The following is a 19,582-nucleotide window of genomic DNA, read 5'->3' on the forward strand; positions in this document are numbered from 1 at the left end:
GCAAGCTGGCCGGCGCCGCGCCTCAGTCTGTCACGCCCAGTATGCGCAAAATAGGCAAGTTACGCGCAGCGAAATGCTGTGCGTGCGCCAGCAGTTCGGCCAGGTTTTCCTCTTCCGTCAACAAGGGCTGCCCGTCCTTCGTCACCAACTGGTTCAGGCGCAGCAACACCGGCCATGTCGCGCGCACCCATTCTTGCGGCGTTGAACAACCTTGCAGTTTCGCCCACAGGAAGAGCTGTTGTAAATGCGGTACAGCCACGCCGCTGCCCGTCAGGGGACTGGCGAGGATGTTCAAATCGGTTCTTGCCAGCGCCTGTTCCAGCAGGTGCGCATTCAGGCGCGCCGTCTGCGGCCGCGCCACGGCGATGTCGGCCTCGTCCTGGACAGCCAGCACGCTGCCCTTGCTGACCAGCACCAGCATGATCTGCAGCAAGGCGGCCAGGCTGGCTTCGCTGCCCGCCAGTTGCTGCTCCAGCTCGCCTATCGTATAGACGCGATGGTCGGCCATGGCATCGAGCACGGGCGCATACACGCGCTCATCCATATCGGCGTCGCCCAGCACGCCATGCACGCTCAACACCACTTCGTCGCGCGGCACGGCCAGCATCACGCGCACGGCCCGCAAGGCGCTGGCCTGGGCGAGCGGCGTCAGCCTGCGCGCGCCCTTGACCCAGTAATCCTTGCGGAACTGCTCGTTGACGAGGAAGGCGCGCGTCGTCTCGCGGAAGGTGGGATCGGGTATCTCGGCCAGGAATTGCTGGTGCTCGGCCGTCAGGTTCAGCATGTCGACCAGAGCGGTATAGGTGGCGGACGCGGCAAACTCGAGCTTGGCTTCGCCCAGCATGGCCGCGACGCTGGAAAAGGCCATCGGCTGCCAGTCGGCATTGAAATACTCATGGGCAAGATAATGTCCATCCATCGCCTTGAGCTTGTCGATGCGGTCCGCCAGGAGCGGGTTGGCCTCCAGGAAGCGCGGTTGCGCGGCAATCATCCTGTCGACGAAATCGATGGCGCCAGCGACTCTGTCCAGCACGCCCTGGCCCGGGGCACTCATGACGCGACTATGTTCGGCCATCAGGTCGCGCATCGGCATCATGGCGGCCCAGCCTGGCTGCGTGTTGTAACTGATGAAGACGACACCGCCGACTTTCAGCTTGCGCCGCAGGAAGTCGACGATCAGCGCGCGATTGTCCGCCGAGACCCAGCTCCAGATCCCGTGCAGGCAGATAAAGTCGAAATCGGGCAAGTCGTCGCGTCGGCAAAACTGCGCGAACGATTCGTCCGTGAACTGCGCGCCGGCGCCGGCCGCGCTGGCCAGCTCCTGCGCAAAGGCGGCCTGGGAAGGATTGAAATCATTGCCATGCCAGCGCGTGGCGGACGCCGCCGCATGGATGTTGGCGCTGATGCCCTGGCCAAAGCCCAGCTCGCAAGCCGTGCCGCTGGCCGGCAAGGCAAGGCCGGCGGCCAGCAGGGGCAGCCGCAAGCGCAAGGGATTCAATTCTTCGTAATAGCCATAGGTATAAGCGATTTCGGCCATATAGCCGGCATTCCAGTTGCTCATCTTGCATCCTGTCACGATCAGTGGTGCCGCGCGCATCGCACAGCGTTCGAGCGCCAGCATACCCGATCGCGCGGCGTCGCCATACGGGAAACAGACGGCGTTTGAGAGCGCACTTCATGGCGGCACGGCGGGGCCGCCATGAACTGCCTTATTCCTCGTCGGGATCCAGCCCCTTCAGGGCCACCTGCACGGCGCGCTGCGAAAAGCCGCGCTGCATCAAAAAACGCATCTGCTTGTTGCGCTGCTCGGCATCCTGCGCCACTTCACCAAATTTGCGGCGCCACACTTCGCACGCGCGCGCGGTCTCGCCTTCCGCCAGGCCCGCCTTGAGTTCCTGCAGCGCCTCGCCACCGATGCCATGGCTTTGCAACTCCGCCATGATGCGGCTGTTGCCGAAACGGGCCGAGCGGCGGTGGATCAGCGACTCGGAAAAGCGCTCCTGCGACAGCCAGTTCGCTTGCTCCAGGCTGTCGAGCAAGGCTTCCACGTCATCGCCCTCTTGCGCATGGCGCTGCAGCTTGCGCCGCAATTCCATGCGGCTGTGCTCACGCATCGACAAAAAGCGTAGCGCCCTGCCCTTCAGGCTCAGTTGTACTGCGGCCATACACCCACCTTGTCTTTCATTCCACGATCAGACCACCCAAACACAATCGCCGCCCGGCGCAACAGCGCGGGACGGCGATCATGGTCCTACCTTGCAGCAAGCCATGCGTAGCTCGGATCAGGCCCATTGGGCCGTCATCCGACAACATTGTTGGCGTCTGTGGTGTTGTCGGATTACGCGCGGCTTTGCCGCGCGAACCCGGCCTACTCTGGCTTGGCTTCCGCAGCCTTGGCAGCCTTGTCGGCGGCTTTATCGGCTTTTTCCGGCTTTTCAACAGCCAGCGGCGGCAGTTCGCGCACGCCCAGCGACGCGCGGACCTTGTTTTCGATTTCGCGGGCAAGCGCCGGACGCTCTTGCAGGAAGGCGCGGGCGTTGTCCTTGCCCTGGCCGATGCGTTCGCCGTTGTAGCTGTACCACGAACCGGATTTTTCCACGATCTTGGCATCCGAACCCAGGTCCAGGATTTCGCCTTCGCGCGAGGTGCCGGCGCCGTACAGGATGTCGAAGTGCGCTTCCTTGAACGGTGGCGCGATCTTGTTCTTGACGACCTTGACCTTGGTTTCGTTGCCGATCACTTCGTCGCCCGACTTGATCGAGCCGGTGCGGCGGATATCGAGGCGCACGGAGGCGTAGAATTTCAGCGCATTGCCGCCGGTGGTCGTTTCCGGGCTGCCGAACATCACGCCGATCTTCATGCGGATCTGGTTGATGAAGATGACCAGGGTATTCGTGCGGTTGATGGAACCGGTCAGCTTGCGCAGGGCTTGCGACATCAGACGCGCTTGCAGGCCTGGCAGGGAATCGCCCATGTCGCCTTCGATCTCGGCGCGTGGCGTCAGTGCGGCAACGGAGTCGATGACGACGAGGTCGACGCTGCCCGAACGCACGAGGGCGTCGCAGATTTCCAGCGCCTGCTCGCCCGTGTCCGGTTGCGAGATCAGCAACTCATGCAGGTTCACGCCCAGCTTTTGCGCGTAACCGACGTCGAGCGCGTGCTCGGCATCGATAAAGGCGCAGGTGCCGCCCAGTTTTTGCATTTCAGCGATGGTTTGCAGGGTCAGGGTGGTTTTACCCGACGATTCCGGACCGTAGATCTCCACCACGCGGCCGCGCGGCAAGCCGCCCACGCCCAGGGCGATATCGAGGCCGAGCGAACCGGTCGACACGACTTGCACTTCTTCGATCGGTGCGCTGGCATCCATGCGCATGACCGAACCTTTGCCAAACTGCTTCTCGATCTGCGCCAGTGCGGCGGCGAGCGCCTTGGCTTTTTCCGATGCGGGTACTACAGCTTTTTTATCGTCCATATGTTCTTTCAGCCGTTCTACAGGTGCGGATTCACGTGACGCATCTACGTGAACCGTGCAGCCTGCGATAGCGCCAGTGGGTTAAATTCTTTACACAGACAGTACTGTATAAAAAAACAGTGATCAATGCAAGCGGAACGTGGATTTGTTTTGAAACAGATCAATACAAGCCTGGTTTCTCACAAAAACTCGCCACCTTGCGGAAAATGAAACACAATACAAACTTCTACCGCCGCAAGCATAGGAAGTGCACCATGCGTATTTTACTTGCCGAAGATGACAGCGTGCTGGCCGATGGCCTGACCCGCTCGCTGCGCCAGTCCGGTTATGCGATCGACTACGTCAAGACGGGGCAAGAGGCCGATACGGCCCTGTCCACCCAGGAATTCGACCTGCTGATCCTCGACCTGGGCCTGCCCAAGATGTCCGGCCTGGAAGTGCTGCGCCGCCTGCGCGCGCGCGCCTCACTGTTGCCGGTGCTGATCCTGACGGCCGCCGATTCCATCGAGCAACGCGTGAATGGCCTCGACCTCGGTGCCGATGATTATATGGCCAAGCCGTTCGCCCTGTCGGAACTGGAGGCAAGAGTGCGCGCCCTGACGCGCCGCGGCGCCGGCGGCGGTGCCACCATCATCAAGCACGGCCCCCTCAGCTACGACCAGGTGGGGCGCAGCGCCTACATCAACGACCAGATGCTCGACCTGTCGGCGCGCGAACTGGGCTTGCTGGAAATCTTGCTGGGCCGCACCGGCCGCCTCGTCTCGAAAGAGCAGCTGGTCGACCACCTGTGCGAATGGGGCGAAGAAGTGTCGAACAACGCCATCGAAGTGTATGTGCACCGCCTGCGCAAGAAAATCGAGGTGGGCGGCGTGCGCATCGCCACCGTGCGCGGCCTCGGCTATTGCCTGGAAAAATACTCGGAAGCGGCGCGCCTGCACGCCGAAGCAGGCGAGTCGGCCAGCCCGGCCAGCGGACCCGCCAGCAAGTGAAGGCGCGCGAGGCGCCAGCAGACGAGCCGGACGACGACGACTGGTTCGAGCCGCCCACCACGGAACAGGACGACACCATCGAGCATTCGCTGTTCGGCGAAATCCTCGACTGGATGCTGGCGCCCTTGTTGCTGCTGTGGCCGATGAGCATCGCCATCACCTATCTGGTGGCCAAGGGCATCGCCAATCAGCCGTTCGACCATGCGCTGGAAGACAGCGTGACCGTGCTCACGCAGCAGGTCAAGCAGGCCGACGGCGCCATGCTGCGCCGCGTGCCGGAAAAGAGCAGTAATAATAGCGGCCGCGACTTCCTGCGCGGCGACGATATCGACACCCTGTATTACCTGGTGGTGGGGCCGCGCGGCGAATACATCGACGGCGACCGCGATTTGCCGCCGCCGCAGGACCCCGACAAATACCGCAGCGGCATGGTGCTGTTTCGCAACGACACCATCCATGGCGCGCCCGTGCGCGTAGCGTTCAGCTATCTCGACATTCCGTCCAGCAACGACGACGAGCCCAGCCGCGCACTGGTGCAAGTGGCGGAAACCTTGGAAAAGCGCGCCCAGCTGGCCAATGAAATCATCAAGGGCGTGATCTTGCCGCAGTTCATCATCCTGCCCGTGATCCTGGCCCTGGTCTGGTTTGCCCTGGCGCGCGGCCTGTCGCCGCTGGCGCAGTTGCAGGAGCGCATACGCGCCCGGCCGCCCGACGATTTATCGCCCATCGAATCGGGCCAGGTGCCCGAGGAAATCACGCCGCTGGTCGGTTCCCTCAACGAAATGCTGGCGCGGCTGTCGCTGTCGATCGACATGCAGAAACGCTTCATCGCCGATGCCGCGCACCAGATGAAGACGCCGCTGGCCGGCATGCGCATGCAGTCCGAGCTGGCCCTGCGCCAGACCGACCACGACGAAATCCACCGCTCGCTGCTGCAACTGGCGAAAAGCTCGGAAGCGGCCACGCGCCTGGTCAACCAGCTGCTGGCCCTGGCGCGCGCGGAAAACCAGCCGCAGGCGGGCACGGCGTTCGAGCCAATCGAGCTGAGCGAACTGGCGCGCGGCGTGGTGCAGGACTGGGTGCAAGCCTCGTTTGCCCAGCATATCGACCTGGGCTTCGAGCAGCCCGCGTATTCGATCATGATTTCCGGCAATGCCATGATGCTGCGCGAGCTGCTGAGCAACCTGATCGACAATGCCCTGCGCTATACGCCAGCCGGCGGCAGCGTCACCGTGCGCGTGCGCAGCACCCTGGAGCTGGCCATCCTGGAAGTGGAAGATACGGGCCCCGGCATTGCGCCGGCCGAGCGGGCCCACGTGTTCGAACGCTTTTACCGCATTCTCGGCAGCAATGTCGACGGTAGCGGCCTGGGCCTGGCCATCGTGCGCGAAATTGCCCAGCAGCATGGCGCCGAAGTCGATATTTTTAACAATCCGCGCGCGCAGTCGCCGAAGCTGCCGGGCACCCTGTTGCGCCTGAGCATCGCCCTGCTGTTGCCGGACGCGCCAGAAGAGGATGACATCACGTATGGATAAGCCAAGCCCAAGCGCTCCCCCGGCGCGGCCGGCGCGCACGCCCAGCCCCGAGCTGCAGGCGCGCCGCGATGTGCACTGGCGCAAGACGCGGCGCCTGACGGCCATCCTGTTGCTGGTCTGGCTGCTGACGGGCTTCCTGACCGTGTTTTATGCGCGCGAACTGTTGCATCTGAATCTGTTCGGTTGGCCGCTGCCCTTTTATATGGCGGCCCAGGGCGCCTCGCTGGTGTACCTGGCCATCATCGCCTTCTATGCCTGGCGCATGCGGCGCCTGGACCGGGCTTTTCATGCCGAGGAGCAAACATGAGCGCCCAGCGCAGCTTTTTTGCCCGCCTGTGCCGCTACTACCTGCTGTTTACGGCCGGTTTCGCCGCCTTCCTGCTGGCTTTGTCCGTGCTGGAGCAGGAAGGCATGCCGCGCGCATGGATCGGCTACCTGTTCATGCTCGTCACCATCACCCTGTACGCCACCATCGGCGTCATCAGCCGCACCTCGAACGTCACCGAATACTATGTGGCGGGGCGCCGGGTGCCGGCCATGTTCAACGGCATGGCCACGGCCGCCGACTGGATTTCGGCAGCCAGCTTCATCAGCCTGGCGGGCGGCCTGTACCTGAACGGTTTCGACGGCCTGGCCTTCATCATGGGCTGGACGGGCGGCTATTGCCTGGTGGCGCTATTGATCGCGCCCTACCTGCGCAAGTTCAGCCAGTACACGATTCCCGATTTCCTCGCCGCCCGCTATGGCAGCGGCACCGACAAACGGGGCGCCAGCGTGCGCGTGGTGGCCGTGGCCGCCACCATCATCGTGTCGTTTACGTATGTGGTGGCGCAGATCTACGCCGTCGGCCTGATCGCCTCGCGCTTCACGGGCGTGGATTTTTCCGTCGGCATCTTCCTGGGCCTGGCCAGCATCCTCGTGTGCTCCTTTCTGGGCGGCATGCGCGCCATCACCTGGACGCAGGTGGCGCAGTACATCATCATCCTCGTCGCCTTTCTGATTCCCGCCATATGGCTGTCGGTCAAGCATGCGGACAATCCCGTGCCGCAGATCGCCTACGGCAAGGTACTGCCGCAACTGAGCGCGCGCGAACACGTGCTGGAAACGGATCCGAAAGAAAACGAGGTGCGCGCCATCTTCCACCAGCGCGCCATCAGCTACCAGGCGCGCATCGACGGCTTGCCCGCTTCCTGGGAACAGGGCCATCTGACGGCCCAGCGCCAGCTCGATAGTTTGCGCCAACGCAATGCCTCACTGTTCGACATCCGCAACGCGGAACGCTATCTGATTGCCTATCCGAAGAGTCCGGACGAGGCACGCGTGCTGTGGCAGACGGCGCAGGCGCAAAACCAGAAACGCGCCGAGCCGATCATTCCGCACGCGCAGCCGTTTCCCGCCGCCGACCGGGAACAGTCTGACATCAAGCGCAACAATTTCCTGGCTCTCGTGTTCTGCATGATGCTGGGCACGGCCGCCCTGCCGCATATCCTCATGCGATCGTACACCACGCCCTCCGTGCACGAGACGCGCGTCTCCGTCTTCTGGACCCTGTTCTTCATCTTGTTGATCTACCTCACGATTCCCGCGCTGGCTGTGCTGGTCAAATACGACATTTACTCGGCGCTGGTGGGCACGCAATACGCGAACCTGCCCACCTGGGTGTCGTACTGGGCCAACGTGGACAAGCTCAGTCCCCTGATCAGCATCGTCGACGTCAACCGCGACGGCATCGTGCAACTGGCGGAAATTTCCATCGATGCCGACGTGCTGGTGCTGGCCACGCCCGAGATCGCCGGCCTGCCCTACGTGATTTCCGGCCTGGTGGCGGCCGGCGGCCTGGCCGCCGCCCTGTCGACGGCCGACGGCTTGCTGCTGGCCATCTCCAACGCCCTGTCGCACGACGTGTATTACAAGGTGGTCGATCCCACGGCCTCGACGCAAAAGCGCGTGACGATTTCAAAATTGCTGCTGCTGGCCGTGGCCTTCATCGCCGCCTATGCGGCCTCGCAAAAGCCGGCGGACATTTTGTCGCTGGTGGGCGTGGCCTTTTCCCTGGCCGCCTCGACCCTGTTCCCGCCGCTGGTGCTGGGCGTGTTCTGGCAACGCGCCAACTATCAGGGCGCGCTGGCCGGCATGCTGATGGGCTTTGGCGTATGCCTGTATTACATGCTGCACACAAGTACCATGCTGGGCGGTAATGCCAGCGGTCAATGGATGCATATCGCGCCTATTTCCGCCGGCATCTTCGGCGTGCCGGCCGGCCTGGCCGCCGCCGTGCTGGTCAGCTGGCTGACGCCGGCGCCGGGACGCCGCAGCACGGGGCTGGTCGAGCATATCCGTGCGCCGGAATAAAAGCGCATCATGACCTGGGGTAAAAAGACAGCGCCGCGGCAAAAAAGGAGTAGGCTGGAGGGCCGTTCCATTTACGAGGAAATCCCATGCCGTCTGGAAAAATTCTTGTTGCCCAGGGAGGCGGCCCCACCGCCGTCATCAACCAGTCGCTGGTGGGCGTGGTGCTCGAATCGCGGCGCTTTCAGCATGTCACGCGCGTGTATGGCGCGCTGCATGGCGTGCGCGGCATCGTCAATGAAGAATTCGTCGATCTGACGCAGGAAACCAGCCACAACCTGGAACTGGTGGCCGCCACGCCGTCTTCGGCCCTCGGTTCCACGCGCGACAAGCCCGACATCGCCTACTGCCAGCAAATCTTCGAAGTGCTGCGCGCGCACGAGATCGAACATTTTTTTTATATCGGTGGCAATGACTCGTCCGACACGGTGCGCATCGTCAGCGAGGAAGCGCACAAGGCCGGCTATCCGCTGCGCTGCATCCACATCCCGAAAACCATCGACAACGACCTGGTGGGCAGCGACCACACGCCCGGCTTTCCCTCGGCCGCGCGTTTCGTCGCACAAGCGTTCGCCGGCGCCAACCTCGACAACGCAGCCTTGCCCGGCGTGTACGTGGGCGTGGTGATGGGCCGCCACGCGGGCTTCTTGACGGCCGCCTCGGCGCTGGGCAAGAAGTTCCCCGACGATGGCCCGCACCTGATCTACCTGCCCGAGCGTGTCTTCGTGCTCGAGAACTTCCTTGCCGACGTGAAGGCGACCTATGAAAAATATGGCCGCTGCGTGATCGCCGTCTCGGAAGGCATCCACGACGCCTCGGGCGAACCGATCGCCAGCCTGCTGGCGAAAGAAGTAGAACGCGATGCGCACGGCAATGTGCAATTGTCCGGCACGGGCGCGCTGGCCGACCTGCTGTGCGACGAAATCAAGGCCAAACTGGGCATCAAGCGCGTGCGCGGCGATACCTTCGGCTATCTGCAGCGCTCCTTCATCGGCTGCGTCTCTGATGTCGATCAACGCGAAGCGCGCGAAGTGGGCGAAAAGGCGGTGCAGTTCGCCATGTGGGGCGACCGTGACGGCTCTGTTGCCATCAAGCGCACGGGCTTTTATTCCGTCGATTACGAGTTGCTGCCGCTTTCCGAAGTGGCGGGCAAGACGCGCACCATGGAAGACGAATTCATCAGCGCCAGCGGCACGGATGTCACCGATGCTTTCAGGTTATATCTGCGTCCGCTGCTGGGCTCGGGCATGCCCGATGCGTTCCGCTTGCGCGCGGCCAAAGTAGCAAAGGTCTTGAAACCTTAGCTGTTTTCCGCCAGCAATAGCGGCCGCAGCTTGACGGCCGCTTCTTTTAACTGCGGCACGTGTTGCAGCAGTTGCTCCACGGACTTTCTCGCCACGGGCGCGTGGCAGGCCACGGCCGCCACGATGCGCCCGTCGGCCGCGCAGATGGGTACGGCCACGGCCACCATGCCGTGCACGAATTCCTCGTCATCGATGCCGATGCCCAGGCGGGCGATGCGCACGATCTCGCGTTCCAGCAGCACGGGGTCGGTGATGCTTTTCGGCGTGCGCGCTTCCAGGCCCAGCATGGCCAGCAGCTCGCGCCGCTCCAGCAGGGTCATGTGCGCCAGAAATAATTTTCCGCTGGCCGTGCAATGCATGGGCGCGCGCGAACCCAGCACCAGGTGCAGGCGCAGCGGTTCCTGCGTTTCCACCCGGTCCACGTAGACGATCGCATTGCCTTCGGGAATGGCCAGGTTGCACGTCTCGCCCGTGACGGCCACCAGGCTGCCCAGGATGCTGCGGCTCACGCGGATCAGGGCATTGTTGCGCAGGGTCGCCAGCGCCAGGTTGGTGGATGCCGCGCCGGGCACATAGCCGCGTCCCACGGGCGTGCGCAGCACATAGCCATGCTGTTCCAGGGTATCGAGCAAGCGCATCATGCTGGCCTTGGGCACCTGCATGCGCGCGGCCAGCTGCGACAGGGTCAAGGGCTGGCTGGCGCTGGCCAGGTGCTCGATCAGGCGCAGCACGCGCAAGCCTCGCGCCTCGTCGCCATGGCTGGCCGCCGTGCCAGCACCCGCTTGGTTTCCTTCTTCGGCCTCGGTCGGCCGTTTTTGAAACGCATCATGCATGTTCTGTTTCACCTCTCGCGTATGCGGCTGTTTCCGCTTGTCCCGGTGCTGCACGTCTTTTATAAATGGAACCAGATGTTCCAAAAATAATCAATAAAGACCAGTGTATCGCAAAAAATGCCCGTCGAGGCAGCTAGATACCGCAACGCAGGAGACAAGAGCAATGTTGCAAACACACTACGATTACATCGTTGTCGGCGCCGGTTCCGCCGGCTGCGTGCTGGCCAACCGCCTGTCGCATGACAGCAACAACCAGGTATTGCTGCTGGAAGCGGGCGGCAAGGACAACAATCCGTGGATACACGTGCCGGTCGGCTATTTCAAGACCATGCACGATCCCAAGCTGGACTGGTGCTATCGCACGGAAGCGGACGCCGGCATCGCCGGGCGCCAGCTGCAATGGCCGCGCGGCAAGGTGCTGGGCGGCTCCAGCTCGCTCAACGGCTTGCTGTACGTACGTGGCCAGAAGGAAGACTACGACCGCTGGGCCGAACTGGGCAATGCAGGCTGGAGCTATGCCGAAGTGCTGCCCTATTTCAAGAAATCGGAAGACCAGGAACGCGGCGCCAGCGATTACCACGGCGTCGGCGGTCCATTAAAAGTGTCGGACCTGCGCCTGCGCCGTCCCATCGCGGAACACTTCATTGCCGGTGCCACGGAAAGCGGCATCCCCTTCAATGCCGATTACAACGGCGCCACGCAGGAAGGCGTCGGCTACTTCCAGCAGACGGCCAGCAAGGGCCTGCGCTGGAGCACGGCGAAAGCCTTCCTGCGGCCGGCCCGCAAGCGCGTCAACCTGCGCGTGGAAGTGCGCGCGCAAATCACCCGCGTGCTGTTTGAGGGCAAGCGCGCCGTCGGCATCGAATTCCGGCAGGATGGCCAGCTACGCCAGGTGCGCGCCAGCGGCGAAGTGATTTTATGCGCGGGCGCCATCGGCTCGCCGCAAATCCTGCAATGCTCGGGCGTCGGACCGCGCGCCCTGCTCGATGAAGTAGGCGTGCCGCTGGTGCACGACTTGCCTGGCGTGGGACAGAACCTGCAAGACCATCTGCAAATCCGCCTCGTCTTCAAGACGCGGCTGAAAACCCTGAACGATGAAGTCAACAGCCTGTGGGGCAAGCTGTGGGTAGGCATGCAATATGTATTTTCCCGCTCGGGGCCTTTGACCCTGGCGGCCAGCCAGGTGACGGTGTTTACCAAGTCGTCGCCCGAGGTGGAGCGGCCCGACATCCAGTTCCACATGCAGCCGCTGAGCGCCGACAAGCCGGGCGAAGGCGCGCATCCGTTTTCCGCGTTTACATCGTCCGTGTGCCAGCTGCGCCCGCACAGCCGCGGCCACGTGTCGATCAAATCCGCCGATCCGTTTGCGTATCCGGGCATCTACCCGAATTACCTGTCCGACCCGCGCGACCAGCAAACGGCAATTGCCGCCCTGCGCGTGGCGCGAAAAATCGCCGCCGCCCCGTCGCTGGCGCCGCACATCATTTCCGAGTTCGTGCCCGGCCCGCAATTCGAGACGGACGAGGAACTGCTGGACGCGGCGCGGCGCTTCAGCCAGTCGATCTACCACCCCAGCGGCACCTGCAAGATGGGGCATGACGCCATGGCCGTCGTCGACGACCGCCTGCGTGTGCACGGCCTGCAGCACCTGCGCGTGGTCGACGCGTCGATCATGCCGGAAATCGTCTCGGGCAATACGAACGCACCCACCATCATGATCGCCGAAAAAGCGGCCGACATGATCCTGGCCGACGCCGTGCGCCTGCCCAAGGCAGCCTGACTCGCCCCCATTTCGTTCTCAAAGGAGGATGCCAGCGGCGGGCAGACGGCCCCGCCTCCAATGACTCGGCGACAAGCCAAGCATCAGAAAAAAACACATAATCGATATCGATTGGAGACTAGATATTATGGATAACAATACGAACCATCCGAAAAAGGCCAAAGAGCTACGGAAAGTCGTGATGGCCAGCGTGATCGGCGCCACCATCGAGTGGTATGACTTCTTTTTATACGGCGTCGTGGCCGGCATCGTGTTCAGCAAGCTGTATTTCCCGGGCGGCGATCCGCTCGTCTCGACCATGCTGGCCTACGGCACCTTCGCCGTGGGCTTTCTGTCGCGCCCCATCGGCGGCGTGATCTTCGGCCACTTCGGCGACAAGATCGGCCGCAAGAGCATGCTGGTGATGACCCTGATGATCATGGGCGTCTCCACCTTCCTGATCGGCGTGCTGCCGACCTATGACCACATCGGCTACTGGGCGCCCGGCCTGCTGCTGTTCCTGCGCGTGCTGCAAGGTATCGGCCTCGGTGGCGAATGGGGCGGCGCCGTACTGATGGCGTATGAATATGCACCGCCGAAGGAGCGCGGTTTCTACGCCAGCCTGCCGCAAATTGGCCTGGCCATCGGCCTGTGCCTCGCTTCCGGCGTGGTGGCCATCCTCTCCTACAGCTTGAGCGATGCGCAGTTCCTGTCCTGGGGCTGGCGCGTCGCCTTCATCCTGTCGGCCGCCCTCGTCTTCATCGGCATGTGGATACGTTTGAACGTGATGGAAACGCCCGAGTTCCAGGCCGTCAAGGAGAAGAACGCGGAGACGCAAATCCCGTTCTTCGACCTGCTGAAACGCTATCCGGGCAACGTCTTGAAGGGCATGGGCGCGCGCTATATCGACGGCGTGTTCTTCAATATCTTCGGCGTGTTTTCCATCACCTATCTGACCAACACCATCAAGATCGACCGCACGGAAGCGCTGATGGGCGTGATGGCGTCGGCCGTCGTGATGTGCTTCTGCATCCCGTTCTTCGGCCGCCTGTCGGACCGCATCGGCCGTACCAAGGTGTTTTTCTGGGGCTCGCTGATCACGGGCGTGTCGTCGATTCCCGCCTTCTGGATCATGCTCCACCACGCCGACAATCCGCTGCTGCTGTGGTGTTCCGTGATCATCCCGCTGGGCGTGCTGTATTCGGCCGTGTACGGCCCGGAAGCGGCCCTGTTCTGCGACCTGTTCGACGCCAAGGTGCGCTACACGGGCATCTCCTTCGTGTACCAGTTCTCCGGCATCTTCGCCAGCGGCCTGACGCCCATCATCGCCACCTACCTGCTGAAAACGGGCAATGGCGAGCCGTGGCACATCGTCGGCTACATCCTGTTCGCCTCCCTCGTCTCGGCCGTCAGCGTGGCCATGATCGGAAAAGGAGGCTCGCAACCGGATGGCCGCATGAAGCCGGCGCACGCAAGGTAAGACCTCCGGACGTGAAAAAGGCAGGCCTCTCGCGAGTGCCTGCCTTTTCCATTCAAGCTACAACTTAGATGACGATAGTCTGGTGCTCGTCGCCGTTACGCGCGCGGATCGTGCCGATGCGCGACACGGTTTCGCCGGCCGCTTGCAGCTGGGCGATGGCGGCGTCCGCGTTTTCCTGCGAGACGATGACGGTCATGCCGATGCCGCAGTTGAAGACGCGGTGCATTTCAGCGTCAGCCACGCCGCCGTGCTGTTGCAGCCACGTGAACAGCGGCGGCATGGTCCATGCCTTCGAATCGAGTTCGGCCACCAGGCCAGGCTGCAGCACGCGCGGGATGTTTTCCACCAGGCCGCCACCGGTGATGTGCACCATGCCCTTGACTTCCATGGCATCCATCAGCGCCAGCAGCGGCTTGACGTAGATGCGCGTCGGCTGCATCAGCACGTCGGCAAGTTTACGGCCGTGGAAGTCGCCTTCCAGGTCAGGTTTCGCCACTTCGATGATCTTGCGCACCAGCGAGTAACCGTTCGAGTGCACGCCCGACGAGGCCAGGCCCAGCACCACGTCGCCCGGGGCGATCTTGGTGCCGTCGATGATTTTCGATTTTTCCACGGCGCCGACGGCAAAACCTGCCAGGTCGTATTCGCCGGCCGGGTACATGCTCGGCATTTCCGCCGTTTCGCCGCCGATCAGCGCGCAACCAGCTTGTTCGCAACCTTGGGCGATGCCCTTGATGACGTCGGTGGCGATGGCTACGTCCAGCTTGCCGCATGCGAAGTAGTCGAGGAAGAACAGCGGCTCGGCGCCTTGCACCAGGATGTCGTTGACGCTCATGGCGACCAGGTCGATGCCGACCGTGTCATGACGGTTCAGTTCGAACGCCAGGCGCAATTTGGTGCCGACGCCGTCGGTGCCGGAGACCAGCACCGGTTCATTGTACTTCTTGCTGATTTCAAACATGGCGCCAAAACCGCCCAGGCCGCCCATCACGCCTTCGCGCAAGGTGCGCTTGGCAAACGGCTTGATTGCTTCGACTAAAGCGTCGCCTGCGTCGATATCGACGCCAGCGTCACGGTAGGAAAGGGAAACATTAGAAGTCTGGTTCATGGTGTGGTGGCAGCGGAGGCGGTAAAATAGAAGGCGGATACCCGCCGGCACGCGCGCGCAAGCATGTTTTTCAACATCGTGCGGCAGGACGCCAGCGGGTGAATTCGGTCGATCAAGTCGCTATTTTATCAAACTGCCCCGCCATTTCGTAATTAACTGCCTTTTTTTAACGCAACAGCACAAACTACATGCCATTCGCCATCACCGCCGAACAGAAGCAAACAGCATTTTGGATCGCGGTCTGGCTGGCATTTTTGCTGCTGCTCGTCAGCCTCGGCCCCATCCTGACGCCCTTCCTGGCCGCCGCCATCCTCGCCTACGTGCTCAATCCCGGCGTGGACCGATTGCAGCGCCTCCATTACAAGCGTTTTTACGTGCCCCGTCCGCTGGCCGTGCTGGTCGTCGTAGTGTTGTTTTTCCTCGCCATTACGGCGCTCGTGCTGATCGTCGTGCCCGTGTTGCAGAAAGAAATTCCGCTGCTGCAGGCGCAAATCCCCCAATTTCTCAGCAAGGCGAACGAGTTCCTGGCGCCGAAACTGCGCGACCTCGGCATCCGCGTTCGCCTCGATGGCACGGGCATCAAACGCATGCTGAGCCAGCAGATGGCCACCAGCGGTGATGAAATCTGGAGCACGGTGCTGGCCTCGGCCCGTATCGGCGGCACGGCCGTGCTGGGCTGGCTGGCCACCGTGGTGCTCATTCCCGTCGTGCTGTTTTATCTGTTGCTGGACTGGCACCCGATGCTGGCGCGCATCGCCGGCGCCGTGCCGCGCCGCTGGGTGGGCCGCACGGTGGGCATGGCGCAGGAAGTCGATACCTTGCTGGCGCAATACCTGCGCGGCCAGTTGCTCGTCATGCTGGTGCTGGCCACGTATTACTCGGTGGCGCTGGCCATCGCCGGTTTTGAAGTGGCATTGCCTGTGGGCATCATCACGGGCTTGCTGGTCTTCATCCCCTACCTGGGCTTCGGCCTGGGCCTGATGCTGGCGCTGATCGCCGCCCTGCTGCAGTTTGCCGACTGGAGCGGCGTCATCGCCGTCGCCGTCATCTACGGCTGCGGCCAGGTCATCGAAGGCTTTTTCCTCACGCCACGCCTGGTGGGCGAGCGCATCGGCCTGAACCCGCTGGCCGTGATCTTCGCCTTATTGGCTTTCGGACAATTGTTCGGTTTCGTCGGCGTTTTGCTTGCTTTACCCGCTTCTGCCGTGCTGATGGTCGCATTTAAGCATCTAAGACGCCACTACCTGTCCAGCACCTTCTATAATGCATGACAAGGTGACTGACATAAGCTACTGCGCGTCGCACTTTGCGGCCGGCGATGCTCACCGTACTACAGTACGGTTGCGCTTCTCGGCCACAAATCGCTGCCGCTCGCTACGCTTCTGTCAGGCACCCGACACAAAAAATGTTAAACTAACAACAGCGACGACGACGCATACGCAGTAATGAAAAACAGGACAAGGCGTACGCCATGAAACAACTGGTGCTCGATTTAGGCACAGACCAGGCGCACAGCCTCGATACCTTCGAGGTGGGACAGAATGCCGAAGTGGCGCAGCTGATGCGCCAGTTCGCCGCGCGCACGTCGCGCGAACATTTTGCCTACCTGTGGGGCGAACTGGCCGCCGGCAAGAGCCACCTGCTCAAGGCCCTGGCCAGCACCGAGCGCGCGCGCTACATTTCGCCATTCTCGATCGAGTCCGAATTCGTGTATTCGCCCGACGTCGACCTGTACCTGCTCGACGACTGCGAAAAGCTGTCGCCGCTGGCGCAGATCGACGCCTTTGCCCTGTTCAATGAAATCCGCGCCAACAAGGCCTATATGGTGTGCAGCGGCGCCGTGCCACCGGCCGTGCTGCCCGTGCGCGAAGACTTGCGCACGCGCATGGGCTGGGGCCTGATCTATCAGATCCACGGCTTGACCGACGATGAAAAAATCGCCGCCCTGACCCAGGCGGCCACCACCCGCGGCTTGACCTTGTCGCCCGGCGTGTTACCCTATCTGCTGTCCCATTTCCGGCGCGACATGCGTTCGCTGTCGACGATGCTGGACTCTCTCGACCTCTACTCCCTTGAAACCCAACGCCCGATCACCTTGCCATTGTTGCGCGAGTTGCTGCAGGCGGAAGCGAAAGAATGATGAATCTGGCCCTGTTTGACCTCGACCACACCCTGCTGCCCATCGACTCGGATCACGAGTGGGGCGAATTCCTGGTACGCATCGGTGCCGTGGACGCCGCCGAATTCACCCGCCGCAACGACGAATTTTTCGCGCAATACCAGGCCGGCACGCTCGATCCGGTGGAATACCTGGAATTCTCGCTCGGCACCCTGGCGCAATTCCCGCGCGAACGCCTGGAAGCGCTGCACCGGCAATTCATGGCCGAAGTGGTCATGCCGGCCATCCGCCCGGAAGTCGTGGCCCTGCTGAAACAGCACCAGGACGCGGGCGACCTGCTGGCCATCGTCACGGCCACCAACCATTTCATCACCAAACCCATCGCCGATGCGCTGGGCGTCGAGCACCTGCTGGCCGCCATGCCCGAGTATGACGACGCAGGCAATGTCACGGGCAAGCTGGTCGGCACGCCGACCCTGGGCGCGGGCAAGCTGACCCACACCCACGCCTGGCTGGAAAAGATGGGCAAGGAACTGGGGCAGTTCGAGCGCAGCTATTTTTACAGCGATTCGCACAACGACATTCCCCTGCTGTCGGTCGTGACCCACCCGGTCGCGACCAACCCCAACACCGCTTTGAGCGCACACGCATCCCTCCACGGCTGGCCATCACTTCACTTATTCAATGATTAAAAAATTCATCCGCAAGATCCTCGGCGTTAAAAAAGAGGCAGCGCGCGACACCACGGCACCCATCGTGCTCGGTCCTGCGCAACACGGAATCGACCCGAAACTGGTGTCGTCGAATGCGATCCGCGTCACCAGCAGCCTGCAGGAAGCGGGCTTCGAGGCCTTTGTCGTCGGTGGCGCCGTGCGCGATCTGCTGCTGGGCGTGAAACCGAAAGACTTCGACATCGCCACCAACGCCACGCCGGAACAGGTCAAGCGATTGTTCCGCCGCGCCTTCATCATCGGCAAGCGCTTCCAGATCGTGCACGTGATGTTCGGCCAGGATTTGCTGGAAGTGACGACCTTCCGCGGCGCCGGCGCCGACTCCGCGCCCAAGGATGAACATGGCCGCGTCCTGCGCGACAACACCTTCGGCTTGCAGCACGAAGACGCGCTGCGCCGCGACTTCACCATCAACGCCATGTACTACAACCCGGCCACGCAGGAAGTGCTCGACTACCACGGCGGCGTGGAAGACATCCGCGCCCAGACCCTGCGCATGATCGGCAAACCGGAAGAACGCTACCGCGAAGACCCCGTGCGCATGCTGCGCGTCGTGCGCTTCGCCGCCAAGCTGAAATTCACCATCGAGCCGCACACGGCCGCGCCGATCCCCATCATGGCGCCGCTGATCAACAACGTGCCGGCGCCGCGCGTGTTCGATGAAATGCTGAAACTGCTGATGAGCGGCCACGCGCTGGCCTGTTTGCAGCAACTGCGCAAGGAAGGCTTGCATCACGGCCTGCTGCCGCTGCTCGACGTGGTGCTGGAGCAGCCGCTGGGCGCGAAATTCGTCACCCTGGCGCTGGACGCCACGGACCAGCGCATCGCCGCCGGCAAGACCGTCTCGCCGGGCTTTTTGTTTGCCTCGCTGCTGTGGCATCAGGTGCTGGAAAAATGGACGGCCTACCGCGCCGCCGGCGAGTCGACCATTCCCGCGCTGCACCTGGCGGCCGACGACGTGCTCGATTCGCAAACGGAAAAACTGGCCTTGCAGCGCAAGATCGGTTCCGACATGCGCGACATCTGGTCGATGCAGCCGCGCTTCGAGCGCCGGGTCGGCAAGGCACCGTATAAATTGCTCGAACACCTGCGCTTCCGCGCCGGCTACGACTTCCTGCTGCTGCGCTGCGCCTCGGGCGAGATCGACATGGACATCGGCGAATGGTGGACGGCCTTTTATGAAGGCGACGAGGAAACGCGCGAAGCGCTGCTCGTCAGCGCCAATGCCGCACCGGGCGCCGTCAAGAAAAAGCGTCCGCCACGCCGCAGCACGCGCAGCAAGACCAGCACGGGCGGCGGTTCGACCACCGGCAGCAACAGCGGCGAATAATGGTAGTCATTGCTTACATCGGTATCGGCGCCAACCTGGGCGACGCGCGCGCGAATGTGCAGGATGCGCTTGCGCGCCTGGCGCGCTTGCCCGGCGCCAGCTTGCTGGACGCCTCGGCCAGCTACCGCACGGCGCCCATCGATTCGAGCGGTGACGACTACATCAACGCCGTGGCGCGCATCAGCACCACCCTGCCGGCAGAGGAACTGCTGCTGGCCTTGCACGCCATCGAGGCGGCGCACGGGCGCGAACGGCCCTACCGCAACGCCCCGCGCACCCTGGATCTGGACTTGCTGCTGTACGGCGATGAGCAGATCGCCAGCGCCACCCTGACGGTGCCCCATCCGCGCCTCACCGAGCGCGCCTTCGTGCTGGTGCCGCTGCTGGCACTGGCGCCCGCCATCATCGTGCCCGGACTCGGGCCGGCGCAGGACTACCTGGCCACGGTGGCCGGCCAGGCCATCAGCCAGCTCTGAACCGCTGCGCCAGACATACACTACAATGCCGTCCCTGCAGCACGCCGCATAAAGTACTACACTAGCGGCGTCGCAATCGCATCACCCCCTTTCACTC

At 62.9% G+C, this 19,582-nt stretch carries 17 protein-coding genes; 12 read left to right on the top strand and 5 right to left on the bottom strand.

What is annotated here, in order from left to right:
• Nucleotides 1-22: 22 nt before the first annotated feature.
• From FG13_RS16220 to recA, 3 genes are all read right to left on the bottom strand, one after another.
• Nucleotides 23-1,561, bottom strand: coding sequence for a class I SAM-dependent methyltransferase (locus tag FG13_RS16220; RefSeq protein ID WP_035828303.1), 1,539 nt, complete (start codon nucleotides 1,559-1,561; stop codon nucleotides 23-25).
• A gap of 148 nt (nucleotides 1,562-1,709) precedes the next feature.
• Nucleotides 1,710-2,165 (bottom strand): recombination regulator RecX, encoded by a 456-nt coding sequence (gene recX / locus FG13_RS16225; RefSeq protein WP_035822520.1) that lies wholly within the window; start codon nucleotides 2,163-2,165, stop codon nucleotides 1,710-1,712.
• Between the two features lie 203 nt (nucleotides 2,166-2,368).
• A complete protein-coding gene (gene recA, locus FG13_RS16230; protein ID WP_035822522.1) occupies nucleotides 2,369-3,472 on the bottom strand; it encodes a recombinase RecA in 1,104 nt (367 codons plus the stop codon).
• Nucleotides 3,473-3,726: 254 nt separating this feature from the next.
• Between recA and FG13_RS16235 the strand changes: the two genes are divergently transcribed.
• The 5 genes from FG13_RS16235 to FG13_RS16255 all read left to right on the top strand — a co-directional run bounded on the left by FG13_RS16235 (nucleotide 3,727) and on the right by FG13_RS16255 (nucleotide 9,649).
• Complete coding sequence (locus FG13_RS16235) at nucleotides 3,727-4,461, top strand: response regulator (protein WP_035822525.1); 735 nt, start codon at nucleotides 3,727-3,729, stop codon at nucleotides 4,459-4,461.
• A complete protein-coding gene (locus FG13_RS16240; RefSeq protein WP_035822527.1) occupies nucleotides 4,458-5,996 on the top strand; it encodes a sensor histidine kinase in 1,539 nt (512 codons plus the stop codon). The genes FG13_RS16235 and FG13_RS16240 overlap by 4 nt, the downstream gene beginning before the upstream one ends.
• The gene (locus FG13_RS16245; protein ID WP_035822530.1) at nucleotides 5,989-6,303 is read left to right on the top strand and encodes a DUF4212 domain-containing protein; all 315 of its coding nucleotides are present in this window, start codon (nucleotides 5,989-5,991) and stop codon (nucleotides 6,301-6,303) included. The genes FG13_RS16240 and FG13_RS16245 overlap by 8 nt, the downstream gene beginning before the upstream one ends.
• The gene (locus tag FG13_RS16250; protein WP_035822532.1) at nucleotides 6,300-8,348 is read left to right on the top strand and encodes a sodium:solute symporter family protein; all 2,049 of its coding nucleotides are present in this window, start codon (nucleotides 6,300-6,302) and stop codon (nucleotides 8,346-8,348) included. The genes FG13_RS16245 and FG13_RS16250 overlap by 4 nt, the downstream gene beginning before the upstream one ends.
• A gap of 86 nt (nucleotides 8,349-8,434) precedes the next feature.
• On the top strand, nucleotides 8,435-9,649 hold the full coding sequence (locus FG13_RS16255; RefSeq protein ID WP_035822534.1) for a 6-phosphofructokinase: 1,215 nt from the start codon (nucleotides 8,435-8,437) through the stop codon (nucleotides 9,647-9,649).
• Here FG13_RS16255 and FG13_RS16260 read toward each other — a convergent pair.
• Nucleotides 9,646-10,482 carry an IclR family transcriptional regulator gene (locus FG13_RS16260; RefSeq protein ID WP_081922604.1) on the bottom strand — a complete coding sequence of 279 codons (837 nt, stop codon included), beginning with the start codon at nucleotides 10,480-10,482 and terminating at the stop codon, nucleotides 9,646-9,648. The two genes, FG13_RS16255 and FG13_RS16260, sit on opposite strands and share 4 nt — an antisense overlap.
• Before the next feature lie 163 nt (nucleotides 10,483-10,645).
• On the opposite strand from FG13_RS16260, the gene FG13_RS16265 reads away from it, so the two are divergent.
• Entirely contained in the window at nucleotides 10,646-12,262 is a 1,617-nt protein-coding gene (locus tag FG13_RS16265; RefSeq protein ID WP_035822536.1) for a GMC family oxidoreductase, read from the top strand.
• Nucleotides 12,263-12,389: 127 nt separating this feature from the next.
• On the top strand, nucleotides 12,390-13,721 hold the full coding sequence (locus FG13_RS16270; protein WP_035822539.1) for an MFS transporter: 1,332 nt from the start codon (nucleotides 12,390-12,392) through the stop codon (nucleotides 13,719-13,721).
• Nucleotides 13,722-13,785: 64 nt separating this feature from the next.
• Here the strand turns inward: FG13_RS16270 and purM are convergent, their stop codons facing one another.
• Nucleotides 13,786-14,829, bottom strand: a complete 1,044-nt coding sequence (gene purM, locus FG13_RS16275; RefSeq protein WP_035822541.1) for a phosphoribosylformylglycinamidine cyclo-ligase — start codon at nucleotides 14,827-14,829, stop codon at nucleotides 13,786-13,788.
• A gap of 188 nt (nucleotides 14,830-15,017) precedes the next feature.
• Here purM and FG13_RS16280 point away from each other — a divergent pair, with 188 nt between their 5' ends.
• From FG13_RS16280 to folK, 5 genes are all read left to right on the top strand, one after another.
• Complete coding sequence (locus FG13_RS16280; RefSeq protein ID WP_035822543.1) at nucleotides 15,018-16,100, top strand: AI-2E family transporter; 1,083 nt, start codon at nucleotides 15,018-15,020, stop codon at nucleotides 16,098-16,100.
• A gap of 200 nt (nucleotides 16,101-16,300) precedes the next feature.
• On the top strand, nucleotides 16,301-16,969 hold the full coding sequence (gene hda / locus FG13_RS16285; RefSeq protein ID WP_034788687.1) for a DnaA regulatory inactivator Hda: 669 nt from the start codon (nucleotides 16,301-16,303) through the stop codon (nucleotides 16,967-16,969).
• Nucleotides 16,969-17,640, top strand: coding sequence for an HAD family hydrolase (locus FG13_RS16290; RefSeq protein ID WP_035828308.1), 672 nt, complete (start codon nucleotides 16,969-16,971; stop codon nucleotides 17,638-17,640). Before hda ends, FG13_RS16290 begins: the two co-directional genes overlap by 1 nt.
• Nucleotides 17,633-19,009, top strand: coding sequence for a polynucleotide adenylyltransferase PcnB (gene pcnB, locus FG13_RS16295; RefSeq protein WP_035822545.1), 1,377 nt, complete (start codon nucleotides 17,633-17,635; stop codon nucleotides 19,007-19,009). The genes FG13_RS16290 and pcnB overlap by 8 nt, the downstream gene beginning before the upstream one ends.
• Nucleotides 19,009-19,485 carry a 2-amino-4-hydroxy-6-hydroxymethyldihydropteridine diphosphokinase gene (gene folK, locus FG13_RS16300; RefSeq protein WP_035822547.1) on the top strand — a complete coding sequence of 159 codons (477 nt, stop codon included), beginning with the start codon at nucleotides 19,009-19,011 and terminating at the stop codon, nucleotides 19,483-19,485. The genes pcnB and folK overlap by 1 nt, the downstream gene beginning before the upstream one ends.
• Nucleotides 19,486-19,582 lie beyond the last annotated feature (97 nt).

It is taken from the genome of Janthinobacterium sp. RA13 (assembly GCF_000745325.1).
GTDB lineage: Bacteria > Pseudomonadota > Gammaproteobacteria > Burkholderiales > Burkholderiaceae_D > Janthinobacterium > Janthinobacterium rivuli.